27 protein-coding genes are annotated in these 26,896 nt (G+C 70.8%); 14 read left to right on the top strand and 13 right to left on the bottom strand.

Translation table 11 applies throughout. The features are described 5' to 3' along the window. Positions 1–39 precede the first annotated feature (39 nt). The 6 genes from IF20_RS32935 (at position 40) to IF20_RS32960 (ending at position 5,093) form a co-directional block, all read left to right on the top strand. Positions 40–435: a TOBE domain-containing protein gene (locus IF20_RS32935; protein WP_052869138.1), complete on the top strand. Its 396-nt coding sequence runs from the start codon at positions 40–42 to the stop codon at positions 433–435. A gap of 163 nt (positions 436–598) precedes the next feature. After that, positions 599–1,408, top strand: coding sequence for an FAD binding domain-containing protein (locus tag IF20_RS32940; protein WP_052869093.1), 810 nt, complete (start codon positions 599–601; stop codon positions 1,406–1,408). Positions 1,409–1,731: 323 nt separating this feature from the next. Next, the gene (gene modA, locus IF20_RS32945) at positions 1,732–2,553 is read left to right on the top strand and encodes a molybdate ABC transporter substrate-binding protein (protein ID WP_052869094.1); all 822 of its coding nucleotides are present in this window, start codon (positions 1,732–1,734) and stop codon (positions 2,551–2,553) included. Continuing rightward, a complete protein-coding gene (locus IF20_RS32950) occupies positions 2,550–3,398 on the top strand; it encodes an ABC transporter permease (RefSeq protein ID WP_052869095.1) in 849 nt (282 codons plus the stop codon). The genes modA and IF20_RS32950 overlap by 4 nt, the downstream gene beginning before the upstream one ends. Beyond that, entirely contained in the window at positions 3,395–4,507 is a 1,113-nt protein-coding gene (locus IF20_RS32955) for an ABC transporter ATP-binding protein (protein ID WP_052869096.1), read from the top strand. Before IF20_RS32950 ends, IF20_RS32955 begins: the two co-directional genes overlap by 4 nt. Before the next feature lie 166 nt (positions 4,508–4,673). After that, positions 4,674–5,093: a TOBE domain-containing protein gene (locus tag IF20_RS32960; RefSeq protein ID WP_052869097.1), complete on the top strand. Its 420-nt coding sequence runs from the start codon at positions 4,674–4,676 to the stop codon at positions 5,091–5,093. A gap of 45 nt (positions 5,094–5,138) precedes the next feature. Here IF20_RS32960 and IF20_RS40620 read toward each other — a convergent pair whose 3' ends face one another. Beyond that, positions 5,139–5,270: a hypothetical protein gene (locus IF20_RS40620; RefSeq protein ID WP_267881151.1), complete on the bottom strand. Its 132-nt coding sequence runs from the start codon at positions 5,268–5,270 to the stop codon at positions 5,139–5,141. A gap of 20 nt (positions 5,271–5,290) precedes the next feature. Here IF20_RS40620 and IF20_RS38530 point away from each other — a divergent pair, with 20 nt between their 5' ends. From IF20_RS38530 to IF20_RS32980, 5 genes are all read left to right on the top strand, one after another. Beyond that, positions 5,291–5,500 carry an AzlC family ABC transporter permease gene (locus tag IF20_RS38530; RefSeq protein WP_324605610.1) on the top strand — a complete coding sequence of 70 codons (210 nt, stop codon included), beginning with the start codon at positions 5,291–5,293 and terminating at the stop codon, positions 5,498–5,500. Positions 5,501–5,819: 319 nt separating this feature from the next. Continuing rightward, positions 5,820–6,029, top strand: coding sequence for a ferredoxin (locus IF20_RS32965; protein ID WP_052869098.1), 210 nt, complete (start codon positions 5,820–5,822; stop codon positions 6,027–6,029). Next, complete coding sequence (locus IF20_RS32970; RefSeq protein WP_052869139.1) at positions 6,019–7,395, top strand: NAD(P)/FAD-dependent oxidoreductase; 1,377 nt, start codon at positions 6,019–6,021, stop codon at positions 7,393–7,395. The genes IF20_RS32965 and IF20_RS32970 overlap by 11 nt, the downstream gene beginning before the upstream one ends. Positions 7,396–7,428: 33 nt before the next feature. Then, entirely contained in the window at positions 7,429–8,655 is a 1,227-nt protein-coding gene (locus tag IF20_RS32975; protein WP_052869099.1) for a cytochrome P450, read from the top strand. A 112-nt stretch (positions 8,656–8,767) separates the two neighbouring features. Next, a complete protein-coding gene (locus IF20_RS32980) occupies positions 8,768–9,268 on the top strand; it encodes a DUF6314 family protein (protein ID WP_052869100.1) in 501 nt (166 codons plus the stop codon). Here IF20_RS32980 and IF20_RS32985 read toward each other — a convergent pair. The 4 genes from IF20_RS32985 to IF20_RS33000 all read right to left on the bottom strand — a co-directional run bounded on the left by IF20_RS32985 (position 9,246) and on the right by IF20_RS33000 (position 13,233). Continuing rightward, on the bottom strand, positions 9,246–9,746 hold the full coding sequence (locus tag IF20_RS32985) for a peptidylprolyl isomerase (protein ID WP_052869101.1): 501 nt from the start codon (positions 9,744–9,746) through the stop codon (positions 9,246–9,248). The genes IF20_RS32980 and IF20_RS32985 overlap by 23 nt on opposite strands. 156 nt (positions 9,747–9,902) lie before the next feature. Then, entirely contained in the window at positions 9,903–10,697 is a 795-nt protein-coding gene (gene cobF, locus IF20_RS32990) for a precorrin-6A synthase (deacetylating) (protein ID WP_052869102.1), read from the bottom strand. A gap of 96 nt (positions 10,698–10,793) precedes the next feature. Continuing rightward, the gene (locus tag IF20_RS32995; protein WP_052869103.1) at positions 10,794–11,474 is read right to left on the bottom strand and encodes a response regulator; all 681 of its coding nucleotides are present in this window, start codon (positions 11,472–11,474) and stop codon (positions 10,794–10,796) included. Between the two features lie 10 nt (positions 11,475–11,484). Beyond that, a complete protein-coding gene (locus IF20_RS33000; protein WP_110944772.1) occupies positions 11,485–13,233 on the bottom strand; it encodes a sensor histidine kinase in 1,749 nt (582 codons plus the stop codon). A gap of 380 nt (positions 13,234–13,613) precedes the next feature. Here IF20_RS33000 and IF20_RS33005 point away from each other — a divergent pair, with 380 nt between their 5' ends. Continuing rightward, positions 13,614–15,086 (top strand): GntP family permease, encoded by a 1,473-nt coding sequence (locus tag IF20_RS33005; RefSeq protein WP_052869104.1) that lies wholly within the window; start codon positions 13,614–13,616, stop codon positions 15,084–15,086. Positions 15,087–15,195: 109 nt separating this feature from the next. Here the strand turns inward: IF20_RS33005 and IF20_RS33010 are convergent, their stop codons facing one another. Then, the gene (locus IF20_RS33010; RefSeq protein WP_267881153.1) at positions 15,196–16,251 is read right to left on the bottom strand and encodes a metal-dependent hydrolase family protein; all 1,056 of its coding nucleotides are present in this window, start codon (positions 16,249–16,251) and stop codon (positions 15,196–15,198) included. On the opposite strand from IF20_RS33010, the gene IF20_RS33015 reads away from it, so the two are divergent. Next, a complete protein-coding gene (locus IF20_RS33015; protein WP_052869140.1) occupies positions 16,199–16,891 on the top strand; it encodes a class I SAM-dependent methyltransferase in 693 nt (230 codons plus the stop codon). The two genes, IF20_RS33010 and IF20_RS33015, sit on opposite strands and share 53 nt — an antisense overlap. Positions 16,892–16,932: 41 nt before the next feature. On the opposite strand, the gene IF20_RS33020 is transcribed toward IF20_RS33015, so the two are convergent. The 5 genes from IF20_RS33020 to IF20_RS33040 all read right to left on the bottom strand — a co-directional run bounded on the left by IF20_RS33020 (position 16,933) and on the right by IF20_RS33040 (position 21,998). After that, complete coding sequence (locus IF20_RS33020) at positions 16,933–17,622, bottom strand: AAA family ATPase (protein ID WP_052869105.1); 690 nt, start codon at positions 17,620–17,622, stop codon at positions 16,933–16,935. Positions 17,623–17,745: 123 nt separating this feature from the next. Next, on the bottom strand, positions 17,746–18,798 hold the full coding sequence (locus IF20_RS33025; protein WP_234426920.1) for a LacI family DNA-binding transcriptional regulator: 1,053 nt from the start codon (positions 18,796–18,798) through the stop codon (positions 17,746–17,748). Between the two features lie 29 nt (positions 18,799–18,827). Then, on the bottom strand, positions 18,828–19,598 hold the full coding sequence (locus tag IF20_RS33030) for a carbohydrate ABC transporter permease (protein ID WP_052869141.1): 771 nt from the start codon (positions 19,596–19,598) through the stop codon (positions 18,828–18,830). A 168-nt stretch (positions 19,599–19,766) separates the two neighbouring features. Then, the gene (locus IF20_RS33035; RefSeq protein ID WP_052869142.1) at positions 19,767–20,693 is read right to left on the bottom strand and encodes a carbohydrate ABC transporter permease; all 927 of its coding nucleotides are present in this window, start codon (positions 20,691–20,693) and stop codon (positions 19,767–19,769) included. Between the two features lie 21 nt (positions 20,694–20,714). Beyond that, positions 20,715–21,998 (bottom strand): ABC transporter substrate-binding protein, encoded by a 1,284-nt coding sequence (locus tag IF20_RS33040; protein WP_052869107.1) that lies wholly within the window; start codon positions 21,996–21,998, stop codon positions 20,715–20,717. A 370-nt stretch (positions 21,999–22,368) separates the two neighbouring features. On the opposite strand from IF20_RS33040, the gene IF20_RS33045 reads away from it, so the two are divergent. Next, entirely contained in the window at positions 22,369–24,315 is a 1,947-nt protein-coding gene (locus IF20_RS33045) for a cellulase family glycosylhydrolase (RefSeq protein ID WP_052869108.1), read from the top strand. Between the two features lie 103 nt (positions 24,316–24,418). Here the strand turns inward: IF20_RS33045 and IF20_RS33050 are convergent, their stop codons facing one another. Further along, a complete protein-coding gene (locus IF20_RS33050; protein ID WP_110944777.1) occupies positions 24,419–25,468 on the bottom strand; it encodes a glycosyl hydrolase in 1,050 nt (349 codons plus the stop codon). 381 nt (positions 25,469–25,849) lie between these two features. After that, positions 25,850–26,884 carry a LacI family DNA-binding transcriptional regulator gene (locus tag IF20_RS33055; protein WP_052869109.1) on the bottom strand — a complete coding sequence of 345 codons (1,035 nt, stop codon included), beginning with the start codon at positions 26,882–26,884 and terminating at the stop codon, positions 25,850–25,852. Positions 26,885–26,896: the final 12 nt, after the last annotated feature.

Below are 26,896 nucleotides of genomic sequence, written 5' to 3' on the forward strand. Positions count from 1 at the left end.
GTGCGTCCCGGCTTCGGCGGCTGATCTATCTTGGCGTTCATGCAGTCATACACGATCGGCCAGGCGGCACGGCTGCTCGGCGTGAGCCCGGACACCGCGCGGCGGTGGGCGGACTCGGGCCGGGTGGCGACCCATCGCGACGAGGGCGGACGGCGGCTCATCGACGGCAGGGACCTGGCCGTCTTCTCCGTGGAACTCGCCAAGGGCGGGAGCGGCGAGGAGGACGCCTCCTCCACCTCGGTGCGCAACGCCTTCCCCGGCATCGTCACCGCGATCAAGCTGGGCGACGTCGCGGCGCAGGTGGAGATCCAGGCCGGTCCGCACCGGTTGGTGTCGCTGCTCACGCGGGAGGCCGTGGAGGAGCTGCGGTTGGAGGTCGGCATGGAGGCCACCGCGCGGGTGAAGTCGACGAACGTGCACATCGACCGAGTGTGAGGAAGAGGGCGCGTCGGCCGTGGTGGGGCCGTGCCCCTGCTCGTACGGCCGCCGGGCGGTGGGTGGCGGTTTCCGATGCCGGGGCCGCCGGGAGGCGAAGGTTGTCGTTCCCGTGCTGTGTACCGGTCGCCCCGCCCCCGCCCGGGTTGCTTCACTGACGGTCATGGACCTGAACACGGTGGTGGAGATCCGGGACGCACGGCACCCGGCACCCTGGCGGCCGGGCGACGCCTGGCTCGGCGGGGGCACATATCTGTTCTCCGAGCCGCAACCGCACCTGCGCCGCCTGATCGACCTCGGTCGCACCGGCTGGACGCCCGTGCAGCAGCACCCGGACGGCTCGCTGGAGATCGCCGCGACCTGCACCATCGCCCAGCTGTCCGAGTTCGCGAAGGGCCTTGCCATCGCGGCGGCGCCCCTCTTCGAGCAGTGCTGCCGCGCGTTCCTCGCCTCGTTCAAGATCTGGAACATGGCCACCGTCGGCGGCAACCTCTGCACCGCCCTCCCGGCCGGCCCCATGACCTCGCTCACCGCCGCACTGGACGGCGAGACCCTGCTGATCGCGCAGGACGGCGCGCGCCGCCGGGTACGGGTCGCCGACTTCGTGACCGGGGCTGGCCGCCAGGTCCTGGCAACGGGCGAGCTGCTGCGGTCCGTCACCGTGCCGGCCCGGACGCTGGCCTGCCGTACGGCGTTCCGCCAGGCCTCGCTGTCCGGGCTCGGGCGCTCCGGCGTGCTGGTCATCGGTGCGTCCAGTCCGCTGGACGGCGCACTCGCGATCACGGTCACCGCTTCGACGGTCCGGCCCGTGCGGCTGTGGTTCCCGCTGCCGCCGACCGCCGAGGCGCTGCGGGCGGCGATCGGCTCGGCCGTCCCCGACGACGAGTGGTTCGACGACATCCACGGGCTGCCCGAGTGGCGGCGCCACATGACGTTCCGGTACGCGGAGGAGATCCGCCGGGAACTGGCATGAGCGGCACGGTGCGGTCGCACGGTGGCCGTCCGACCGGCAGCCCGGGCTGCCACCTCACGACCGACGCACGGGCCACCGCCTTCCGCAGGACCGTATCCGTGCAGCCGGTACGTACAAACGCACATGCCATGCCAGAGGCAAGGAGCCTCAGCTCATGCGATGCGACGGGAGACTTTCACCTTGCATCTGCGGCAGTATGATCGGCGCCGACGGCCACCGGGCCGGAGCCCGGCGTTCCGGTGGTCGGCGTGATCGAGCCGGCCGACACGGCCGTCGAAAGACCGCAAGTGAGTCCGTTCAGGACCAGAGGGAGTGGACCCGTGATGACCTGTTCCGCGCGCCGGACCCGTCGGATGCTTCAGGTGACCGGCGCAGGCGCCGCCGCCCTGCTGGCTCTGAGCGCCTGCTCGTCCTCCGACTCCGCCGGGAAGTCCGAGTCCGGCGCGTCGGGTTCGTCCTCGGACAAGCTGTCCGGTGAGGTGACGGTCTTCGCGGCCGCCTCGCTGAAGGAGAGCTTCACGACGCTGAAGAAGGAGTTCGAGAAGGAGCACCCGGGGACGAAGGTCACCTTCAGCTTCGGCGGCAGCGACAGCCTCGCGGCGGGCATCACCAGCGGCGCCCCGGCGGACGTGTTCGCCGCCGCCAGCCCCAAGACGATGAAGACCGTGACGGACAAGGGCGACGCGGTCGGCGAGCCGGCCACCTTCATACGCAACCAGCTGGAGATCGCCACTCTTCCGGGCAACCCCGACAAGGTCTCCTCCCTGAAGGACCTCACCAAGTCCGGCCGGAAGGTCGTGCTGTGCGACAAGACGGTGCCGTGCGGCTCCGCCGCGCAGAAGGCCCTGGGCGCCAGCCACCTCGAACTCACTCCCGTCTCGTACGAGCAGGACGTCAAGTCCGCGCTGAACAAGGTGGTGCTGAAGGAGGCCGACGCCGCGGTGGTCTACAAGACCGATGTGAAGGCCGCGGGTGACAAGGTGGAGGGCGTGGAGTTCCCCGAGTCGGCCAAGGCCATCAACGACTACCCGATCGCCCGGCTCAAGAACGCGAAGAACCCCGACGCCGCCAAGGCGTTCATCGCGCTCGTACGGTCCGACAAGGGCCAGCGGGTGCTGAACCAGGCCGGGTTCCTCAAGCCGTGACCCCGCCCGACAAGACCGGCGCCGCGGCCGACCCCCGCACGAGTGGGCCGCGGCGCCGCCGTGCCCGCGGCGGCGCCCCGCTCCCCCTGCTCCTGCCCGCACTGATCGGTCTCGCGTTCCTGGTCCTCCCGCTCGTCGCCCTGCTGATCAGGGCCCCGTGGCGGTCCATCCCGGAGCTGCTGACCAGCCCGGAGGTATGGCAAGCGCTGAAGCTGTCCCTCATCTGCGCCACTGCGGCGACCGCGGTGAGCCTGGTGATCGGCGTACCGCTGGCCTGGCTGCTCGCGCGGGTCGAGTTTCCGGGGCGCGGTTTCGTCCGGGCCCTGGTGACGTTGCCGCTCGTCCTGCCGCCGGTGGTGGGCGGCGTGGCCCTGCTGATGGCGCTCGGCCGCAACGGCGTGCTGGGGCAGTGGCTGGATGCCACCTTCGGCATCACCTTGCCGTTCACCACCGCCGGAGTGGTGCTCGCGGAGGCGTTCGTGGCCATGCCGTTCCTGGTCATCAGCGTGGAGGGCACCCTGCGCGCCGCCGACCCGCGGTACGAGGAGGCGGCCACCACGCTCGGCGCCTCCCGCTTCACGGCGTTCCGCCGGGTCACCCTGCCGCTCATCGCGCCCGGCATCGCGGCCGGCGCCGTGCTGGCCTGGGCCCGCGCGCTCGGCGAGTTCGGCGCGACGATCACCTTCGCCGGCAACTTCCCCGACCGTACGCAGACCATGCCGCTGGCCGTCTACCTCGCCCTGCAGAACGACCCGGACGCGGCGATCGCGCTCAGCCTGGTCCTGCTGGCCGTGTCGATCGCGGTGCTGGCAGGGCTGCGGGACCGCTGGATGACCGCCTCATGACCGATACGCACGACACTCGAGAATCCGCCCGCCACCGCGCCGGCTCCGCCGGTGAGGACGGTGCGGACGGTGCGGGGCTCGATGCCCGGCTGGTGGTCGAACGCGGTGCGTTCCGGCTCGACGTGGCGCTCACCGCATCGCCCGGTGACGTCGTCGCGCTGCTCGGCCCGAACGGCGCCGGCAAGACGACCGCCCTGCGCGCGCTCGCCGGCCTCATCCCGCTGTCGGGTGGTCATCTCCGACTGGACGGCGCGGAGTTGGACCGTACTCCTCCGGAGTCCCGCCCGGTCGGCGTCGTCTTCCAGGACTACCTGCTCTTCCCGCACCTCACCGCGCTGGACAACGTGGCCTTCGGGCCACGCTGCCACGGCACGCCCAAGGCGGCGGCCCGCGCCCAGGCCGCCGCCTGGCTGGAGCGCATGGGCCTGGCCCAGCACGCCGGGTCCAAGCCGCGGCGCCTCTCCGGCGGCCAGGCCCAGCGCGTCGCACTGGCCCGCGCCCTGGCCACCCACCCCCGGCTGCTGCTCCTCGACGAGCCGCTGGCCGCTCTCGACGCGCGCACCCGCCTCGACGTCCGCGCCCAGCTCCGCCACCACCTGGCCGACTTCGAAGCGGTCGCCGTGCTCGTCACGCACGACCCGCTGGACGCCATGGTGCTGGCCGACCACCTCGTCGTCGTGGAGGACGGCCGCATCGTCCAGGAAGGCTCACCCGCCGACATCGCCCGCCACCCCCGCACCGACTACATCGCCCATCTGGTCGGCCTCAACCTCTACCGGGGAGAGGCCCAGGGGCACGCGGTTCATTTGGACGACGGGCCGGAGATCACCACCACCGAGGAGCTCACCGGCCCGGTGTGCGTCGCCTTCCCGCCCAGCGCGGTGACCCTGTACCGGGACCGCCCCGCCGGGTCCAGTGCCCGCAACCTCTGGCGCTGCGAGGTGGCCGGCCTGGAGACCCACGGCGACCAGATCCGCGCCGACCTCACGGGCGAGCTGCCCCTGGCCGCCGCGCTGACCACGGTCGCCGCCGCCGAACTGGACCTGCGCCCCGGCGCCACGGTCTGGGCGGCGGTCAAGGCGGCGCAGACCCACGCGTACCCCGCCTGAGGGAGGGCGGGGCCGACACGCGACCGACCGGCGTCGATCTGCCAGGCGTGCGGCGCCTCTCGCCTCGCGGTTGCCATGGCGTCGGCACGGGGCGCCTCCGCCGGGCTACGGTAGCCGCGCAGGCAGCAAGGCAGACAAATCCCCACACTCTGCGAGGCGTCCCGTCATGAGTCTGAGCATCCGCAACCAGCTTCCCGGCACCGTCGTGTCCGTCACCCCTGGGGAGGTCATGGCCACGGTCAGGGTCCGTCTCGACGGCGGCCAGGACGTCACCGCCGCCATCACCCTCGACGCCGTCAAGGACCTCGGCCTCGCCGAAGGCTCCTCGGTACGCGCCCTCGTCAAGGCCACGGAGGTCGCCCTCGCCACCGGCCCGGTGGCGGGCCTCTCCCTCCGCAACCGACTCCCCGGCACCGTACGCGACATCGCCACCGGCGCCGCCATGGCCTCGGTCAAGGTCGCGGTGGGCAGCACCGACCTGACCGCCGCCATCACCAAGGACGCCGTGACCGACCTCGGCCTCGCGAACGGCTCCCCCGTCACGGTCCTGTTCAAGTCGACGGAGGTTTCGTTGGCCGCCGGCTGAGACGACGCGGTCCCTGCCTTCCTACGCGCCCGCAGGTGAAGGCCCTCAGCCGTCCGTCTCGATGGTCTTCATGGTGAGGTGCGGTTCGAGGCGCACGGCGGGCAGGCCGCTGAGCTTTCCGGTCATGAAGGCTTCGGCCGCCCCGACTATTTCCTCCGGGTCACCGTGGCCGACCACGCCACCTGGTCCAGTCCGGGCTGGACCGGTGGTGGGCGGGGCTGTCCGCCGCGTTGGTCCACGGCGGCTCGTTCGAGTTCCTGCTCATCGGCATGGTGACCGCCGTCGCGCCACTGGCGTCCATCGCGGTGGCCGCCTTCCTCGTACAGGCGCGGCACGTCTTCTACACCCTGTCCCCCCTGCACCGTGTGCGGGGCCGTCACACCTGCGGCGCCGCAACGCCCTGCTGAGCGTCCTCGCCGGGACGGCCGTACACGTGGCACCGGCCAGCACCGTCTTCTCCCACCGAGCCGGCCACGATCGCCGAACGCCCCTGTGCTCCGCGTCGCCCGCGCCGCGTGGTACAGAGGTCAACTGCCTGCTACGCCACCTGTCCTGACGCCCCGTCTGTCGAACAGCCGGTACTCGCTCATGCTCGCCCGCGCCGCCGGGTGCGCGGCCTACACTGCGGCACGGCTCCGGTGTCCCCGGAGCAGCCGGACGCGCGTCTGAACCGCCTCGCGCCCCGAACGGCCCGGGGAATCGTGGTGACGGAGGGAGTGGCTCGGTATGCAGATCGTCGTGGACCTCACCCGCTGCCAGGCGTACGCGCAGTGCGTTTTCCTCGCGCCGGAGGTGTTCCGGCTGTCCGGGGAGGAAGCCCTGCTGTACCGCCCGGACGTGCCGGACGACCAGCTGGAGCGCGTGCGCCAGGCCGCGGCGGCGTGCCCGGTGCAGGCGATCCTCATCGGGGAGGCGGTGCGTGCCGATGCCCGGTGACCTGTGGGAAGGCCGGATCGTCATCGTCGGTGCGTCGCTGGCCGGGCTACGGGCCGCCGAGACGCTCCGCGAGGAGGGCTTCACCGGCCCGCTGACACTGGTGGGCGAGGAGCCCCGCCCGCCCTACGACCGGCCACCGCTGTCCAAGCAGGTGTTGCTCGGCACCACGACGGCGGACGCCACGCGGCTGCCGACGCGGCGGGACCCGGACGCCGACTGGCGGCTGGGGGTGGCCGCCACCGGGCTCGACCCGCTCGCCAAGCGTGTGTTGCTGGCCGACGGCGAGTCGCTGCCCTACGACCGGCTGCTGATCGCCACCGGGACGCGGGCGCGCCCCTGGCCGCATCCGGAACAGGCCGCCCTGGACGGTGTGCTCCCCCTGCGGACCAGTGACGATGCCGCGCAGCTCGCCGACCGGCTCGCTGCCGGGCCGCGCCGGGTACTGGTGATCGGCGGCGGCTTCACCGGCTCGGAGATCGCCTCGGCCTGCCGGGAACAGGGCATCGAGGTCACGGTCGCCGAACGCGGTTCGGGGCCGCTGGTGGGCGCGCTCGGCGGCACACTGTCCAAACTCGCCGCCGGCCTGCAGCGGGCGCACGGCGTGGACCTCCGCTGCGGCGTGACGGTCACCGCGCTGTCCGGCGACGGCAAGGGGCGGTTCACCGGCGCCGGCCTCTCCGATGGCAGCCACATCGACGCGGACGTGTGCGTCATCGCCCTGGGCGCGGTGCGCAACGTCGAGTGGCTGGCGGACACCGGGCTGGCGGCCGGGCCCCACGGGGTCGCCTGCGACGCGGGGTGCCGTGCCTTCACCATGTACGGCATCGTCACCGACGACGTCTTCGTGGCCGGCGACGTCTCCCGCTTCCCACACCCGCTCTTCGACTACCAGCTGCTCTCCCTGGAACACTGGGGCAACGCGGTCACGCAGGCCGAAGTGGCGGCCCACAACATGGTGCACCCGGGGCCGCACCGGCGCCCGCATCTCGGCGTTCCGGTCTTCTGGTCCACCCAGTTCGGCGTCAACATCAAGTCGGTGGGCGTCCCCACCTTCTCCGACCAGGTGGTCATCGCCCAGGGCTCGCTCGCCGAACGCCGACTGGTGGCGGTCTACGGCTACCGGGGCCGCGTCACCGCGGCGGTCACCGTCAACATGGCCAAGTGGCTGGAGCACTACCAGAGCCTCATCGAGACCGCAGCGCCGTTCCCGCCCGCTCCCGGCGCGGCCGACGGCCACCCGCTCGTCGCCGAATTCCCGGTCCCCTCCGACGTACCGGACCCCAAGGGACTGTCCCACGGCCCCACCGTCGCGCTCACCGGTCATCTGCCGGACCGCCGGCTCACCGTGGTGCGCCCCGGCAGCTGACCCTCCGTCCCTCCTGCCACGAGGAGCCGTCACATGGCCTTTGACACCCTGCTGGAGCGGATCACCGACTACGCCAACCGCCCCGACCCGTACCCGCTGTACGCGGAGCTCCGCGCGGCGGGCGTGGCGCGGCAGACGGACGGCAGTTACCTGATCGGCGGGTACCACGACATCGTCGCGCTCCTCCACGACCCGCGGATCAGCTCGGACCGCCGCCACCGCGCCGCGCCCTACCGCGGCCTGTCCGAGGACGACGAGCTGCTGGTCCCCTTCATCCGGCTCGACGACCCCGAGCACCACCGCCTGCGCAGCAAGGCCATGCGGCCGTTCGGTCCGCCGCACAGTCCGGGCCGGATCGACGCACTGCGCGGTGAGATCGCCCGGATCACCGAGGAACTGGTCGATGGGCTTCGGGGGCGTACCCGGATCGACATCGTCGACGACTTCGCGTACCCACTGCCCGTCACCGTGATCTGCCGGCTGCTCGGGGTACCGCGCGAGGACGAGCCGGTGTTCCGCGACTGGTCCACCACCATCGTCGACGCCTTCGACGTCCGGTCCGGCGAGGACGCCGCCAAGCGTCAGCTGGCCGGAGCCCAGGCCCGGACGCAGATGGGCCACTACCTGGTGGAGCTCGCCGAGCGGCGGCGCGGCCGGCCCACCGACGACATGCTGTCCGCGTTCGTCAACGACCCGGGCCCGGCCGGTGAGTTCACCCGCGAGGAGCTCGCGGCCAACGGGACGCTGCTGCTCGTCGCGGGGCACGAGACCACGGTCAACCTCATCACCAACGGCGCGCTCACCCTGCTGCGCCACCCCGACCAACGGGACCGCTTGCGTCGCGAACCGGAGCTGATGCCGGCGGCGGTGGAGGAACTGTTGCGTTACGAGCCGCCCGTGCACCTGCTGCCGCGCGTGCCGCTCGCCCACATCGACGTCGCGGGCACGACCCTTCCCAAGGGCGTGCCCGTGGTGCTGGCACTGGCCTCGGGCAGCCGGGACCCGAAACGGTTCCGCGATCCCGACCGGTTCGCCCCCGCCCGCCAGGACAACCAGCACCTCGGTTTCGGCAGCGGCATCCACCTCTGTTACGGCGCGCCACTCGCCCGGATCGAGGCCCAGACCGCCCTGAGCGCGCTCCTCCCCCTGCTCGGCGCCGCCACCCTCGTCGAGGATCCGCCCCCGTACCGGCACAGCGCACTCCTGCGCGGCCCACGGCATCTGCCCATCGAGGTGCCCCCGTCGGCACCCGCGACATAGCGTCGCCGCAGCGCCGGCCTGCGAGTGCGGCCGCCCGGACCGGCGCGGCCCCAGGGAGCGGGGAGGCGTCCCTGGGGCAGAGCGCCCCTGGGGCCGATGAGAAGCTGAGGGCATGACCTCATCCGACACCGGCGCCCAGGCCGTACCCGACGCGCTCGCCTACCTGGCGGGCAACTGGACGGTGGAGCGTGAGCTGTCCGCCGGCGGTACCACCGGTCACTTCACCGGACGGGCCGAGTTCCGTGCCGGGGACGCGGACGGCGGCTGGCTGCACGTGGAGGAAGGCGTCCTGGAGTGGGGCGGCGCGCGGCGGGAAGCCGGCCGGACCCTGCGCATGGTGCCACTCCCGGACGGCTCCGCCGAGGTGTCCTTCGCGGACGGCCGTCCCTTCCACACGCTGGACCTGCGCCACGGCCGCTGGACGGCCGTGCACCAGTGCGCCGCCGACCGCTACGAGGGCACCTTCACCGTCGTGTCGCCGGACGAGTGGCACCTGCGCTGGGAAGTCCACGGCCCCGAGAAGGACCAGCTCCTCATCTCGACCTACCGCCGCGCCCGTACCGGGGCCCAGCGGGTCCCGGCCACTGGACTCAGAGGGTGCCGGACTCCTTGATGGCGACGGTGGCGCTGGTGGCGCCGCTGCGGGAGCCCAGGGCCTCGATCTGCTTGACGATGTCCTGGCCCTCGACGACCTCACCGAAGACGACGTGCTTGCCGTCCAGCCAGTCGGTGACGACGGTCGTGACGAAGAACTGCGAGCCGTTGGTGTTGGGGCCCGCGTTGGCCATGCTCAGCAGGAAGGGGCGGTCGTGCTTGAGGTCGAAGTTCTCGTCCGCGAACTTCTCGCCGTAGATGCTCTTGCCGCCGGTGCCGTTGTGGTTGGTGAAGTCACCGCCCTGGAGCATGAACGCGGGGATGACACGGTGGAAGGTGGACCCGGCGTAGCCGAACCCGTTCTCGCCGGTGGCCAGCTCACGGAAGTTGCGCGCGGTCTTCGGCACGACGTCGTCGAACAGCTTGAAAACGATGCGGCCGATGGGCTCGTCGTTGACGGTGACGTCGAAGTAGACGTTGGCTCCGGTCTCAGCCATCTCTGTGCTCCTAAAGCTTCGGAAATGCAATGATCCGGAAAGCTTAACCTCCCGGCATGCGCGTTTCCCGACGCACCCGGTCCTACCGTGGGCACCGCGGAAGAGACCGCCGTCCCGGCTCCCACCCTGCCCCCGTGCTGTGTCTCACGCTCTGCCTCACGGGTGTTCGGCATCCGGCTCGGGGATGCGCAGCAGGTAGGTGTCCATGATCCAGCCATGGCGTGCGCGTGCCTCGGCCCGCAGCTGCCGGATGCGGTCGGACACCTCGCGCAGCGGGCCGGCGACCAGCAGCTCGTCCGGCGTGCCGAGGTACGCACCCCAGTAGATCCACACGTCGGCCCCCTCGAACCCGGTGAACGACTCGTGCGCGTCGAGCATGACCACGATGTCGCCGTCATCGTTCCGGCCCACGTCGGAGAGCCTGCGGGCCGGGGTGATGTGCACCGGCCTGCCCACCTGGTTCAGCGGAATGCGGTGGCGCGCGGCCAGCGACGAGACGCTGCTGATGCCGGGGACGACATCCACGCTGAAGGCGACGGTGCCGCGTTCCTCGATGGTGGTGAGGCTCCCGAGCGTGCTGTCGTACAGCGAGGGGTCGCCCCACACGAGGAACGCCCCGGTCTCCCCCGCCGTCATCTCCTCGCGGATCAGCCTCTCGAAGATGTCGGCGCGCCGCGTCCGCCAGTCATGGACTGCCGAGGTGTAGTCGGAGCGGTCCATCGGACGCCGGTCCCGATCGGGGTCCGCCACCTCCACGACCCGGTGTCCGGCCTGCGCGTGCTCCGCCAGCATGCGGTGGCGCAGGTCCGTCAGCGCGGACTTGTCCGGTCCCTTGCCGACGATGAAGAAGACGTCGGCCCGGCGGATGGCCTTGACCGCCCCCAGGGTCAGGTGGTCCGGGTCGCCCGCTCCGATACCGATGACGAGAATGCGGCGTTGCTCCGTGGTCATGGGTGCAGTCTCGCAGGTCCGGGCCCTGGCCGGCCGGCCGGACCGACGCTCGGCCCGGCTCCCTCACGGGCCTGCACGGTGGTGGTACTCCTGCCGTCACAGCTGGTGGTACTCCTGTTCCGGGCGGCCCGCCGCGCCGTAGCGGAGGCGCATGCGCAGTCGGCCGCGGGTGACGAGGTCGGCGAGGTAACGCTGCGCCGTGGCGCGCGAGACGCCGATCTGCGCGGCGACCTCGCCGGCGGAGAGCGGGGTGCCGGAGTCGTCCACGGCGGCCAGGACCAGTTCCCGGGTCACGGTCTGCGCGGCGGCCTGCCGGCTGCGGCTCGCGCGCGGACTCCTGAGGGCGTCGAAGGCGTTGTCGACCACGTTCTGGTCGAGGATCTCCGCGTCCGTCAGCTGCCGGAACCGGGCGTAGCCGCGCAGCTTCTCGGAGAGCAGGTGTGGCGGGAACGGCTTGATCAGGTACGCGAGCGCGCCCGCCGACAGCGCCCTGCGGACGGTCGCCCCCTCGGCGGCGGCGCTGAGGACGAAGACATCGCACGACAGCTCGGCCATCAGCTCGATGCCGGAGCGGTCGGGGAGGTACAGGTCCACGAGGGCGAGGTCGATCGGGCGCGTGGCTGCTTCCTCCAGCGCGGCGCGCGCGGAGTGGGCCGTGCCCACGACGGTGAAGCCGGGGGTATCGGCGACGAGCGAAGCGTGCAGGTCGGCGACGCGGAAGTCGTCGTCGACGAACAGTACGGAGAAGGGGTGGTGGCGGTCGGGGTGTTCGCTCATGTCTGAACTCTCACGGGCGGGGCGGGTCGGGCCGAGGGGCTGTCGGGCCGGGTAGGACGTGCGGCAGGCGGGCCACGAAGACGGCGCCGCCGGTGACCCGGTCGGCCTCGCCCGACGGGGCGGAGGCTGCGGACATGCCGGCGGCTTCGGCGTCCTCGGCGGCGGCCGGTGGTCCTCCGGGGTCCGTCAGCCGGATGTCTCCGCCGCGCCCGCGCGCGATCTGGCGGATGAGGGAGAGGCCCACGCCTCGTCCGCCCGGCGCCGCCGCGTGGTCCTTCGTCGAGACTCCCTCCTCGAACAGGGCGTCGGCCAGATCTGCCGGTACACCGTCGCCGCTGTCGGCCACGGTGATGTGCAGGTCCGACTCCACCGTCATCAGCTCCACCTCGACGCGCGACGGACGGCGGGCCCCGTCGCGAGCGGCGTCGAGGGCATTGTCGATCAGGTTGCCGAGCACGGTGGTGATGTCGACGCGTGCCGTCACCGGCCCGTCGACCCAAGTGGCACCGCCGAGCAGCAGCGTGACCCCGAGTTCGCGCGCCTGGGCGGCCTTCGCCGACAGGATGGCGCTCAGGTACGGGTCCTTGACCGTGTCCAGGCCGGGAAGCGCGGCACCGGGAGCGTCGAGGGAGCCACTGCCGCCGGTGCCGAGCAGGCTGTCGAGGTAGTCGCCGGCCCCCTCGATGTGTCCCTGGTGCAGCAGTCCGGACAGCACGTGCAGGCGGTTGGCGAATTCGTGCCGCTGCGCGCGCAACGCGGAACTCAACGTCTGTACGGCGTCGAGCTGGCGCGTCAGGGACTCCACGTCGGTGCGGTCCTTGACGGTCAGCAGTGTGCCGAGGTCGAGGCCGTCGTGTTCGACCCGGCGGGCCGACACCACCAGCACCCGCTCCCCCACCACGGCCATCACGGGCCGCCCCTCGGCTTCGCCGACCACCTCCAGGACGCGCGGTGTCAGCCCCAGCCGGTCGAGCCGGGTGCCGGGCTCGGCCGGGATGCCCAGCAGGCGGCGTACCTCGTCGTTGGCGACCGTCACCTGCCCGTGACCGTCGACGGCGAGCACCCCCTCCCCGATGCCGTGCACCACCGCCTCCTGCTCCTGGACCAGGCCCGCGAGCTCTTCGGGCTCCAGACCGAGGGTGAGCCGCTTCCACCGCCGGGCCAGCAGGACCGATGCCCCGATGCCCAGCAGCAGCGCGGCCACGAGCCAGCCGACCCCGCCCCACAGCACGCGCGCGGCTTGGGCGCGGACGGCGGCCACGGAGACACCGACGTTCGCCTCACCGACGACCCGCGTCGAGCCGGGCGCGCGTACCGGCACCTTGGCGACCACCTCCTCGCCGAGGTGCGCGCGGTGCACGGCGAGTTCCTCACGTCCGGACAGCGCGCGGCTGGGGTCCGTGCTCACCTTCTTGCCCAGCTGAGAGACGTCGGGATGGGCCAGCCTGATCCCCCGGTCGTCGGTGACCACGACGAACAGCGATCCGGTGCTCTGCCGCACCGTCTCGGCCCGCTTGCGCACCGTGTTCGCGGCGAGCGTCGCCGGGCTTTCGTGAGCGGCGCCCCGCCCCGGGCGGTCGTTGGCATCGGAGTACCGGGCGGCCCCGGCCCGGACGGTCGGCTCCGAGGCGACGGTGCGGGCGATGGCGAGGGCGCGCTGCTGGTACTGGCTGACGAGCCGTTGATCGGTGTCGTGCGCGAAGGCCTCGAAGGCCGAGGCGAGGACGGCCACGACGACCACGCACTGCAGGAGCAGCATCCGGGTCCGCAGTCGTACGCGCGGTCTCGGGCGACGGCCGGGGCCCGGCACCGGCGGTCGGGACCGGCGGCGGGAGTGGGACGGGTAGGGCTTCACCGGCCCCACGGTAGACGCGAGCGGAACCCGCACGTCCGCGCACACCTTCATGCGCACTGCACACCACCATGCGCACCGCGCACCCGTGCTCCCGTGCACACAATGAGCAGAACTGGCAGTACGCGGCTATCGCGGGCTGTGCACGAATTCTGGAGCGCCGTTGCGGTGGCCGATAGCTTCCCGCAGGTCGGACAGAACCGTGATCAGCAGGAGAAGCGAATGACAACACGCCGCGCAGAGCCGCGCGCGAGTGCTGCACGCGCCCACGCCGAGGGGGCGCACCGATGGTGACGACGCATACCTGGACCCTGCTGATCACATTGGCGGGCGCCATCGCGGCCCTGATCGTGCTGATCAATTCCCGGCTGAAGTTCCACCCCTTCATCGCGCTGATGCTGGTCTCCATCGCGGTGGCCGTCGTGTCGGGCGAGTCCACCGAGCAGATAGCCGAATCGATCGAGAAGGGCGCCGGCGGCATCCTGGGCGATGTCGGCATCACCCTCGCCTTCGGTGCGATGCTCGGCAAACTGCTCGCGTCCTCGGGCGCCACGGACAGGATCGCCCGGGCCGTCATCGACCGCGCAGGAGAGCGCGCGCTCCCTTGGTACATGGCGGGCGCCGCGTTCGTCATCGGCATCCCGATGTTCTTCGAGATCGGGCTCATCGTGCTGCTGCCGCTGATCTTCAGCGTGGCCCAGCGGCTGCGGGCGAGCGGGAAACACACCGGTTCGCCGTACGTACTCCTCGCCACCCCGGCCATCGCGGCGCTCGCGACGCTGCACGGGATGGTGCCGCCGCACCCGGGTCCGCTGATCGCCGTGGAGGGCCTGCACGCCGGCCTCGGCACCACCATCCTCGTCGGCCTCGTGTGCGCGATACCGACGGTCATCCTGGCGGGCCCGGTGTACGGGCGATGGATCGCGCCGCGGCTGGCGGTGGACCCGGACCGGGAGCTGGTCGCCCAGTTCACCGGCGGCGGGTCCGCGCACGGTGGCACGGCGGAGTCCTCAGGACAAGCAGCCGATCAGTCCTCGGGGCACGGAGCCGATCAGTCCGCGGGGCACGCAGCCGATCAGTCCGCGGGCCAGGGCAGCGTCCCGGTCGGCCGGGCGCTGGCGGCCGTGCTCGTACCGGCCGTCCTGATGCTCCTCCGCACCCTCGGCGAGCTCACTCTCGACGAGTCGTCCGCGCTGCGCCATGTGGTGGACTTCGCGGGCGAGCCGGTGATCGCGATGTTCGCCGGATTCCTCTTCGCACTGTTCGTGCTGGGCTACCGCCGCGGTACGCCCCCGGAGGCCACGCGTCAGGCGCTCACGGACAGCATCAGGTCCGTGGCGGGCATCCTCCTGATCATCGCTGGTGGCGGGACGTTCAACCAGGTCCTGGAGGACTCCGGCATCGGCAAGGCCATCGAGTCGGTGGCCTCCGGTGCCCACCTCAACCTGCTCGTCCTGGGCTGGCTGCTGGCCCTGCTGCTGTCGTTCACAACGGGCTCCGCGACCGTGGGCATCGTGGCGGCGACCGGCATCCTGACACCGATGGCGCAGCACCTGGGAAGCATCGACACGTCCCTGCTCGTGGTGGCGATCGGCGCCGGTTCGATCGGCCTGAACTACGTGAACCACGCGGGTTTCTGGCTGGTCAAGGAGTCCTTCGGGATGACGCTCGGTCAGGCGACGAAGTCGCACACCATGATCCAGACGCTGGTCAGCGTCTGCGGCCTGCTGATGGCCCTGCTCATCTCCGCCTTCGTGTGACCCACAGGATCCCCCGGCCCGACGGGACAAGTACGGGCCGGGCCGGACCTGAACGGCACCGGCGCCAGATGCACCGGCGCCAGATGCACCGGCGTCAGATGCACCGGCGTCAGATCGGTGTGCCGCCCTTGATGACATGCCGCAGGCACTCCTGCGGCCTGGTCAGGACGGAGATGTCCGCCAGCGGGTCGCCGTCGACGACGAGCAGGTCGGCGTGCGCACCGACAGCGAGCGTCCCGATCTGCCCCTCCTTACGCAACAGACGGGCGGCGGTCGTCGTCGCCGAGCGGATGAGGTCGGCGTGGGGCTGTACCTGGGCGCGCAGCGTGAACTCGTCGAGTTGGTGACGGTGCATCGGGCCGAGGAGGTCGGAACCGTAGACGAGGTTCACGCCCGCCTTGTGCGCCTTCTCCAGGGCGCCGAGCCCGGCCTCCCGTACGTCGCCGATCTTCCGGTACGAGGTCTCGCCCAGCCCGTGTTGCCTGCCGGCCTCGGCCAGCTTCTCGTAGGTGATGAGGGTGGGGACGAGGAAGGCATCGTTGGCCAGCAGCAGTTCGATGGTCTCGTCGTCGAGGAGGTTGCCGTGCTCGACGCAGCGGACGCCGGCGCGCAGGGCGCGGTTGATGCCGCGCGGATGGTAGGCGTGCACGGTGACGTACCGGTTGTGGTGCGCGGCCTCGGTGACCGCCGCACGCACCTCCTCGTCGCTGTACTGGACGGCGGAGACTTCGTCGTGCGGGGAGGCGACGCCTCCGGAGAGCAGCATTTTCAGGTGTTGGGCGCCCTTGCGGAACTCGTCGCGGGCGGCGGCGCGCACCGCGTCCACACCGTCGGCGATCCGGGCGAAGCCGGGCTCGTGGCCGCAGCAGGACGTGCTGTTGTCGGAGAGCGGGCGCAGGTCACCGTGGCCGCCGGTCTGGGAGAGCGCCTTGCCGCCGTGGACGAGTCGGGGGCCGGGCAGCAGGCCCTCGGCGAGGGCGCGGGCCATGCCGTGGTCCGCGCCGCCCACGTCCCGGACGGTGGTGAAGCCGCGGCGCAGCATGCGGTCGGAAGTCGTCGCACGCGCCCGGTACGTGTGGGAACGGACGCGGGGTGCGGGCCGTTGGTCGGATATGGAGCTGAAGATGCGGGCGGGGCACCAGGCGACGGGACCTGGTGCGATCACTCCCGACGGCTGTGCGGTGGAGCTGTATTCGCGACTGCCGGTCGGGACCGAGCCTGACGTGATCGCCTCGGCGGTACCGGCGGGGGCACACATCCTGGAGCTCGGCTGCGGCGTGGGACGGGTGACCCACCCGCTCCTGGAGCGGGGCTTCACCGTCACGGCGGTCGACGAGTCACCGGCGATGCTGGAGCGCGTCAGCGGGGCACGCACGATATGCAGCCCGATCGAAGACCTCGACCTCGGTGAGCAGTTCGGCGTCGTGATGCTGGGCTCGTTCCTTGTGCATGCGGGAAACGCCGAGGTCCGACAGGCCTTGCTGCGGGCCTGTGTGCGGCATGTCGCGCCGGCCGGCTGCGTGCTGATCCAGCGGGAGGGCGAGGACTGGCATACCGACGTGCCTCGCGAACGGGTCGACCCGAGTGGCTTCACCGTGCGCATCGTGTCGTCGGAGCCGACCGGTGACGGGGCGCACTCGGTGCATGCGGAGTACGAGTTCCCGGACGCCACCTGGACCCAGACGTTCCTCTCTCGGCCGCTGGCAAGGGAACAGTTCGAGGAGATATTGACCGGGGCGGACCTGAAGGTGGACAGGTACCTGACGGACGACCGGACCTGGGTACGCGCGGTTCCCACAGCCTGAGTGATTGCGGCTGATCGCGGCCGCTTGTTGCGCCCCCCGCTTCAGGGTCGGCAGTCGAGTCGAAACGCCCTGGCCACCTGCGCCGTGAGACCGTCTTCCGTCATCGCGGTGTCGACCGGGATGGTGCGGAGACGGAGCCGCTCGGTCTCCTCCTGGAGCCGTGTGCTGAACATGCGATCCCGTTCAGCGAGATGACGGCCGGCCCTCATGGGATCGCTGGTCCTCCGGACGAACCCGTCCCCTGGTGCCGATCGGTTCCGGAGGGCGGCCGCACGGAATGCGGGGGTGGGAAGGAGCCAGACAGCACGTTCGGGAAGGGCAAGGAGCGGCTTCACGAGGCGCGGCAGCAGTCGGAATCCCTCGACGATGATGCACGGCTCGTCCGGAAGGCGAAGGAGATCCTCCACGATCAGTCCGAAGCCCTCGCCGCGAAACCAGTGGAAGGTGTCCACCATGACCTCGGGAGACCGGTTCACCCATCGCTCATCCATATCCATGGCCATGAACCGGTGCAGGAAGGGAGCCTCCTCCGGAGTGGTGCGCGCTGCGTGGTCCCGCATCACGTCGTCGGTCGCGTAGCGGCGCCATCCGTAGCGGTCGGCGAGTCGGCGGGCGATCGTGGACTTCCCTGCGCCGGGCCCGCCCCCGAGCCAGAAAACGTGCCGCAGCCTCGCCGCAAGCTCTGCGACGTCGACCGCCTCTGCATGCTGTTCATGCTGTCCGGGCTGCATCTCTCTCCGACCCATCGGAAGAACGACTCAAGGGGAGGGCGCCCCTCAAGGGGAGGACGACGCGTCAAGGAGAGGATGACGCGTCAAGGAGAGGCGACTCGGTCTGTCGTCGACGGTATCTCGTCAGCGCGCCTTCGCGGTGGACTCTCGGATGATCAGCTGGGGCGGGGTCACGGTCGGCGGTGGTGGCGTGTCCTCCTCGCCGAGGTGGCGGAGGAGGCTGAGCGCGGCGGCGCGGCCCATGTGGTCCAGGTCCTGGCGGATGGTCGTCAGCTGCGGGTGGAGGAGCTGGCCGAGAGGCAGGTCGTCGTGGCCGACGACGGAGAGGTCACCGGGCACGTCGCGCCCCAGCCGGCGGGCGGCGGAGATGCCGGCCAGCGCCATCATGTCGTTGGCGAAGACGATGGCCGTGGGCGGGCTGTCGTCCAGGAGCATCTGGGTCACCGCCGCACCGGTGGTGCGGGCCGCGAAGTCGGAGGCCAGGGTGTGGCTGGGCAGCAGGCCGTGGTGGTGCAGGCGATCGGTGAAGGTGCGGCGGCGGTGCCCGGTGTGTACGCGGTCTTCGGGGCCGGAAACATAGGCGATGCGCCGGTGCCCGAGGTCCACCAAGTGATCGACGGCGTCCTTCATGCCCTGGTCCCGGTCCGCGGCTTCCACGGCAGGTATCGGGTGGGTCCGCCAGGGAGTGCCGATCAGGACCGCGGGCATGCGCAGGTCGTGCAGCAGAGCGGCGCGCGGGTCGTTCACGCGGCTCTCGGTCAGGACGACGGCGTCGACGCGGCGCTCATCGGCGAGGCGCCGGTAGGCGCGTTCTTCCGCCTCGGGGTGTTCGCCGACGATGTGCAGCAGCAATCCGTAGTCGCGCGGGGCGAGTTCGCTCTCCATGCCGGCGATCAGAAGGGCGAAGTGGGGGTCGGCGTTGAGGAGGTCGGGGGCACGGTTGACGACCATGCCGATGGCTCGCGTCTTGGCGCCGCGCAGGGCCACGGCGGCGGCGGAGGGCGACCAGCGCAGCCGGTCGGCGGCCCACAGCACCCGCGCCCGGGTGGCTTCGGGGAAGCTCCCCTTGCCGTTGACGATCTTGGAGACGGCGGAGACGGAGACCCCTGCGAGCGCCGCCACGTCGCTGATCGTCGTCCGGTTGGTCTTGCGCTGGGCCACGTCCGTCCTTCTCACCGCGGAGGGCGTCCTTCCCTCTGCCACCACTAGACCTTCACCGCGCCGCCCATGAGGGCACCTTCCATGCGCCGTTGGAGAACGGCGTACACGACGTACACGGGGATGAGTGTGACCACGGTACCAGCCGAGAGCACACCGAAATCGGTGGACAAGGAGGACCGCAGGGTGGGCACGGCGACCTGGATGGTGCGCTGCGCCTCGTCCGGGCCGATGATCACCAGCGAGTACAGGTACTCGTTCCAGAAGGCCAGGAAGCTGAGGATGAGGACGGTGACGATGCCCGGCACCACCATCGGCAGGTAGATGCGCACCAGCACCGTCCAGTTGCCGGCGCCGTCCATCCGAGCGGCCTCTTCGACCTCGTTGGGCACCGTCCGCATGAACTGCGTCAGCAGCACCACGGCCAGCGGCAGCGAGGTGGCGGGCAGGAAGAGGACGAGGAACGTACGGGTGTGGAAGAGCCCCAGCTGCGCGGCGAGCAGGAAGGTGGGCACCAGCGCGGCGAAGGTGGGGATGAGGAAGCCGAGCGAGAAGGCTCGTTCGATGACGGCGGCGACCTTGCCGGTCGCACGGGCCAGTGCGTATGCGGCGGGCACGGCGAGCAGCAGGATCACGGCGAGGGACAGCACGGTGACGATCACCGAGTTGGCGATGGCCAGGTCGAGTCGGGCGTCGTGGAGGGAGGTGGTGAACTTCCGCAGCGACAGCGAGTCGGGCAGGGCCAGGGGCGAGGCGAAGATGTCGCTGTTGTCCTTGAAGGACGAGACGAGCAGGTAGTACAGCGGGAGGAGCAGCATGAGGGCGTAGGACCAGGCCCCCAGGTAGGAGGCGGCCCGGCCGATGCCGATCCTGCGGCGTGGGCCTCTGCTGCGTATGCGGGGCGCGGGACGGGTGGCTGCGGGGAGTGTGGTCATGACGGATTCCCTGGGTCTGGGTGAGTACGGCGACCGGGCGACGCGGCGACGTCAGTACGGCTGTCGGAAGGCGCGGCGGATCGTCAGCATTCCCACCAGGCCGATGGCGAAGAGCAGGACGCCGGCGGCCTGGCTGTAGCCGAGGTCGGACTGGACGAACGCCTTCTGGTAGACGAGGAAGGACAGGTTGGTCGAGCTGTTCCCGGGGCCGCCCTGGGTGAGCAGCAGGACGTTCTGGGCCGAGGTGAACAGCGTCCACAGGAACTGCAGCATCACGGTGACGCCCACGTAGTCGCGCACCATGGGGTAGGCGATGCCCCACATGCGCCGCCAGTGTCCGGCGCCGTCGAGTTCGGCGGCTTCGTGGACGGAGGCGGGCAGCGCATCCAGGCGGGCCGCGTACAGCGTGGCGGTGTAGCCGATGCCGCCCCAGATGTCGATGGCGATGATGCAGCCGAACGCCGTGGCGGTGTCGGCGATCCAGGCGTGCTGGAGCGCTTCGAGGCCGACGCTGCCCAGCAGCTTGTTGATCACGCCCTGCGGCGCGAACATGCCCCAGAAGATCATGGCCTTGGCGGAGGCGGAGATCAGGGCCGGGGTGAAGATGATGACCTTCAGGACCCGGTAGCCGCGGGGCTTGGTGGAGATGAAGTAGCCCAGCATGAACGCGCCGACGATCATGATGGGTACGGCGATGACGAGCTGGACGGCGCTGTTGCGGGCGGCCTGCCAGAAGAGGCCGTCGCCCAGCACGGCGCGGTAGTTGTCGAGGCCGGCGAAATCGATCTCCGCGAGCATGCCGGGCCAGCGCAGTACCGAGATGACGAAGATGGCCCCGATCGGCCCGATCATGAAGACGGCGTACCAGAGCAGCGCGGGCACGGCCATCACGGTGGTGCGCGGGCCGCGGCGCGAGGGCCGGCCGGAGCGCGGTCCGGAGCGGGTCGTGGGCGTGGGAGGCGTAGACATCGTTGTCAGAGTCATCGTGGCGCGCTCCGGTCAGCTGCGGTAGGCGGTGTCGAGGGCCTTGCACATCGCCTGCACGTCGGTGCCCCGGGTGTAGGCGAGGGAGGTGGCGCGGTTCAGCGGGGTGGAGACCGCAGGGGGTACATAGTCGTCCGGCATGACGACCTCGCTGACGGTGTCGCCGTGCGTGACCCGCGACGACTCGCTCACCAACGGCCGTCCCTTGGAGGGCCGCTGGCCGCGCATGGTCATCACGTAACCGGACTTGTCGATGAACTTCTGCACCACGTCCTTGCGGTACAGGAACTTCACGAACTTCTCGGTCAGGTCCGGCTTCTCGGTACCGTTCGGGGTGAGCCAGATACCTGTGGAGGTCGCGCCGTTGTAGACGGTGGGCTTGTCGTACGTGCCGTCGGACGGCACCGGAAATCCGGCGATCTTCGTGTGCCGGGCGAGCGGGGCCGGGACGGCGGCGATGGTGGAGGAGATGGCCGGCATCATCGCGGCGCGCTCCTCCAGGTAGTCGGCGTTCATCTGGTCGGCGTTCAGGCCCTGCGCGCCCTTGACGAACAGCCCGGCGTCCCGCAGCTGCGCGAAGAGCCGCAGCCCCTTCCTCGCCTGCGGTTCGGCGCAGTAACCCCCCTTGCTGAAGACGCGCTTGGCCACCGCCGGCTCCATGTAGCCCTGCGCCACCTGCATCAGGAACTTCTGGCCCGACCAGTCGTTCCCGCCGATGGTCATGGCCGGGATGTTCGCGGCCCGCAGCGCCTTGAGGGCGGCACGCAGCTCCGGCATCGTGCGCGGGGGCTTCTCGATGCCGGCCCGGTGCAGGAGCTTGCTGTTGACCAGGACGGGCCAGGTGAAACCCGTCCAGGGGAACGCCCGCACGCGGCCCTTGTCGTCGGTCCACGCCTTCAGGGCCCGCGACTCGACGCGGTCCTTCAGGCCCCACTCCTCGAGGTAGCGGTTGACCGGCGGGGTGGCACCCAGTCCGGTCCAGGAGTACGCCTTGTCGTAGAGGTTGATCAGCAGCACATCGGCTTCCTTGTCGGCGAGCCGAGCGGTCTCGAACGAGTTGAAGATGTCGTCGCCGTTGTACAGGTTCTTGATGTGTACGTCGGGGTTCTCGCGCTCGAACTGCGCGACGACGGAGGCGTAGGTGTCCGCGCCGTACGTGCCGGGGGCGAACCGACTGTGCACGACGAGGGTGTGCGGGTCGTCGGTTCCGGGATCCAGCGGTCCGCCGCACCCCGTGCACGCGGTCGCCAGGGCGGTCGCGACGGCCCCCGCCACCCCCACGGTCAGCCATCTTTTCATCGGCGCTCCTGTCTGCTCTTCATCGGCGCTCCCGCCCGCGTCATCGACGTCAGCCACGCCGTCCGCGTCGTCCGCCCCATCGCCAGCTGCACTGTCTGCGTCATCGCCATCCACGTCGCCTGAGGCATCCGTGCCCCGGCCAACACCCCCGCCTCCGACACCTGACGAGAAAACGTTTGACCTGTGATTGCGCCGGACCTTAACAGCGCCTTCAACTCTCCGCAATCCCTCGACAGTTGCTCGGTCAATCGATATACCTACTGGCGTCACTTCGGATTCCCGGTGTGCTCGCAGCCCACCGACCGTCCCTCCACACCACCGGCCGTCCCTCCACACCACCGACCGTCCCTCCACCACCGACAGGAGCCCCATGCATCGCCACTCAGCCAAGCTCGGCCCGGCAGACCGGCCCACCGCCTGGATCGGCGTCAACTTCTGGTCGCGGACCGGCGGCCCGCTGATGTGGCGCCACTACGACGGCGCCGTCATCGACGAGGAGCTGCGCACCCTGCACGACCACGGCATCACTGTGACCAGGAGCTTCCTGTACTGGCCGGACTTCATGCCGGAGCCCGAGCGCCTCGACGAGGCGATGCTGGAGCGCTTCGACGACTTCCTCGACCGCCACCACGCCCTCGGCATGACGACGATCCCGACCTTCCTGGTCGGCCACATGTCCGGGCAGAACTGGGACCCCGCCTGGCGCGAGGGCCGCGACGTGTTCGCCGACGAGTGGTTCGTCGAGCGGCAGGCCTGGTACGTACGCGAGTGCGCCGCCCGCTGGAAGAACCACGCGGCAGTCGCCGGTTGGCTGTTGACCAACGAGGTTCCCATCTACGCCGACTGGCAGTCCCGCGGTATCGGCACCGTGGACCACCGGCACGTCACCGAATGGGCCCGTACGCTCACCTCCGCACTGCGCGGGACCGGGGCCCGCCAGCCCGTCTCCCTCGGTGACGGGGCCTGGGGCCTGGAGATGAGCGGCGAGGACAACGGCTTCCGCGTCCGCGACCTGGAGCCGCTGGTCGACTTCCACGGCCCGCACGTCTACCGCATGGAGGACGACCCCGTCCGCCAGAACCTCGGTGCCGCGTTCGTCTGCGAGCTCCTCGACATCGGCGGCAAGCCGGTCATCATGGAGGAGTTCGGCGTCTCCTCCGACTACACCTCCGAGGAGAACGCCGCCCATTACTACCGCCAGAGCCTCCACCACACCCTGCTGGCCGGGGCAACGGGCTGGATCCCCTGGAACAACACCGACTACGACGCCCTCGCCGACCAGGAGCCGTACTCCCACCACCCGTTCGAGATGCACTTCGGCCTCACCGACGACCAGGGCCGGCCCAAGGCACAACTCCGTGAGGTGCGTGCCTTCGCCGACATCCTGGACCGTACGGAGTTCACCCGGCTCTCCCGCCCCGACACGGACATCACCCTGGTCGTCTCCTCCTATCTGGAGAAGCAGTACCCGTTCACCCAGCGCGAGGACGCCGCCGACGTCCTCACCGCCACCCGCCAGGCGTACGTCGCGGCCCGCGAGGCCGACCTGCCGGTCGGAGTCGCCCGCGAGGCGGACGGACTGCCCGCCGACAGCGCGCTGTACCTGTTGCCCAGCACCAAGCAACTCACCGCCCCCACCTGGCGGGAGCTGCGCGCGCACGCCGAGCGCGGCGCCACCGTGTACGCCTCGTACTACGCCGGGTCACACGGCACCCAACGCGGCGCATGGTGGCCGAAGCTGGACGAGACCTTCGGGGTGACGAAGCAGCTGCGTTACGGCTTGGTCGACACCGTCCAGGACAGCGAGCTGCGCATGGTCTTCCAGCGCGACTTCGGCCCCCTCGCGGCCGGCACGGAGCTGGTGTTCCCGGTCGCGGGCAACGCCCACTCCCGCAGCTACCTGCCCGTCGTCCCCAACGGCGCGGAGGTCGTCGCGACCGACACCCACGGCCGCCCCGCCCTGGTGCGACACCGCACCGGCGCCGGGCAGTTGGTCCTGTCCACGTACCCGCTGGAGCACATGGCGGCCCACGCCCCGGCCGTCAATCCGGAGCCCACCTGGCGGCTGTACGCGGCCCTCGCCGCCGAGGCCGGCGTCACTCCGCCTGTCACGGTCGACGACGGGCGGGTCGTCACCGGCGAGATGGTACACGAGGACGGCCGCCGGTTCGTGTGGTTCCTCAGCCAGCACCCCGAAGAGCTGACCGTGGTGCCCCGGGTCGGCAAGGGAGCGCTGAGCAGCCTGGACGGCGGCACACCCCTGACCGAGATCACCCTCGGCGCGTACGGCGTCGTGGTGGCGCAGCGCGACGCGTGACACCGCGGGGGAGCCGGGCCGGGCGTACGCCTGGCCCGGCTCCCCCGTGCGCGCAGCACGCGGTGGGTGCGGCGCACCACCGGTCACCGGGTGCTGCCCTCGCTCACCCCACCTTCACCTCACCCTGGTTGAGCACGCGCGGGTGGAAGTAGGTGTTCTGGATCTCGGCGTTGGTGTTGTTACCGCGCAGCTGCTCGGACCACATCATGAAGTAGGTCCAGTCGGGCTGGCTCGTCAGCAGCGCGTCGTTCGGCATCTTGCCCAGCTCCGCCAGAGCGATCGGCTTGGTCTTCGCGATGCCCTTGAGCTGCTGGTAGTCCGCCTGGCTCGGATAGTTCTTGTACCAGGCGTCCAGCGAGACGACGTCCACGTAGTTGTCGCCCGGGTAGTAGCTGGACCAGCCGCCCGCCGGGTTGTCCTGGACGTTCCACACCCAGATCAGGTTGTCCAGGCCCTTGCCGGCGAGGTAGTCGTGGGTGATCCGGTACAGCTTGGCGCCGCCCTCGGAGCCGGGTCGGTGGCCCCACCAGTTCCACGTCTCGTTCATCTCGTGCAACGGCCGGAACAGCACCGGCACGCCCGCGTCCTTGAGCTGCTTGAGGTACGGCACGGCCTCGTCGAGGCGTCGCTTCCAGGCATTGTTGAGTGCGGTGCCGTCGGTGACGATCTGCCGGAACTGCTGGTCGGAGATCTGCGTCTTGACGCCACCGTCGAACTCGCACGTGCTGCCGCCGGTGGGCGTGCACACGTGCCACGTCAGGGCGACCAGCGAGCCATTGGCCCACTCGGTCTTCGCCTGATCGACGATGCGCTGTCGGTTGGCCACGTCCTCGGCGCGGAACAGCAGGTCGCCGCCCCACAGCCCCGGGTACTGCCCGGTGACGTCCTTGACCTGTTGCGTGTACTGCGAGGGCTGGTTCGCCGGTTCCTTGTTGTGCTGACCGGAGACGATGTACGAGCCCTTGAGGGAGTTCAGGTAGGAGAGCACGTCCTGCTTGCTGCTCTTGCTGCTCTTGCTGTTTCCCGTGCTCGCGCTGCCCGTGTGAGCTGGGCCGGCCGCGGCTTCGGACGCCACGGTCAGGGCCAGCACGGATGTGGTTGCGGCCGCGGCGGTGAGGCAGGCGAACAGCCTGCTGCGTCGTGATGTGCGCATGGGTGCCTCTTCCCATCATGGTGGGGCACGGCATGCACTCCCGTACGGACGTCCCTCAGCCCTGACACCTCCGGTCGACCGCGCCCCCACGGTAGTGCGCCGCCCATTCCACGTCCATAGACCGGTCAAGTGGAAAGTCCCGTGAAGTACAGCCACCAAGCCCGAGTATGACTAAACATTTACTTAACACAACCGAGCGAGGAAAACGATGTACTTCTTCCGCCCCGGCACGTTGACCTCACCACCAACGCGGCCTAATCTCAGCCCACTTGACAGACGCGCGGCAGCTTCTTCCGGCCATCGCACCACCTGGCCGCGGGGCGCCTCCCTGACTTCGGCGCCCCGCGCAGTTCACCGAACTCCGTTCGGCCCGGCCGAAGTTCAGTCGGCCCGATGCGGCGCAGGCCCCGTGGAAGCGCGCGGCGTCAGCGCCGGAGCCCGTACCGCGCGCGAAGGCTGCGTCTCCCCCGTGAGCAGTGCCAGAAGCCTGCGCGCGACATCCGCACCGAACGCGTGCACGTCGTGTCCCATGGCAGACAGTGTCGGGTGGGTCAGCCGGCACAGCTGCGAGTCGTCCCACGCGAGCAGCGAGACGTCGTGCGGTACGCGAAGCCCCATCTCACTGGCCACCGCGATCCCCGCGACCGCCATCAGGTCGTTGTCGTACATGATCGCCGTGGGGCGGGCGGCGCCGGCCAGCAGGGAGCGGGTGGCCCGGGCCCCGTCCTCGCCGGAGAAATCGGTGTCGACCTGCCGTCCGGGCGACAGCCCGAGCTCGGCCATGGTGTCCTGGAACGCCGCGCCGCGGAGGGCGCTGTGCCCCAGTTCAGCCCTGCCACCGACCCGGGCGATAGCGGTGTGCCCGAGAGTGTGCAGGTAGCGTACGGCCTCGGCGACCGCGGCACCGTCGTCGGTCCACAGTGCGGGGAACGGCCCGGCGAGCGAGGGGTGGGCGACCGCCACCGCGGGCAGGCCGAGCCGGGACAGTGCCGGCACCCGCGGGTCATGCTCCTGGAAGTCGACCAGGACGGACCCGACGATCTGGCCGGACTGCCACCAGTGCCGCTGCAGTTCGATCTCCTCGTCCACGTCCCGTACGAGGCGCAGCAGCAACGCGCTGGAGTGTGCGCTCAGGACGCTTTCCAGCCCCGAGATGAACTCCATGTAGAAGGGTTCCAGGCCGAGTTGGCGGGCCGGGCGGCAGATGGCGAGTCCCACTGCCCCCGTGCCGTGCCGGTTCAGTGCCCGCGCGGAGCGGTTGGGCTCCCACCCCATGGTCCGGGCGACTTCGATGATGCGGGCGCGGGTGGCGTCGGAGACGCCCGGCTTGTTGTTGAAGGCCAGGGAGACCGCGGCGCGGGAGACCCCGGCACGGGAGGCGACGTCCCGGATGGTGACCCGCCGCTGCGCGCTCACGCCGCCTCCCCA

The sequence above is a fragment of the Streptomyces niger genome, assembly GCF_000718305.1.
Classification (GTDB): Bacteria; Actinomycetota; Actinomycetes; order Streptomycetales; family Streptomycetaceae; genus Streptomyces; species Streptomyces niger.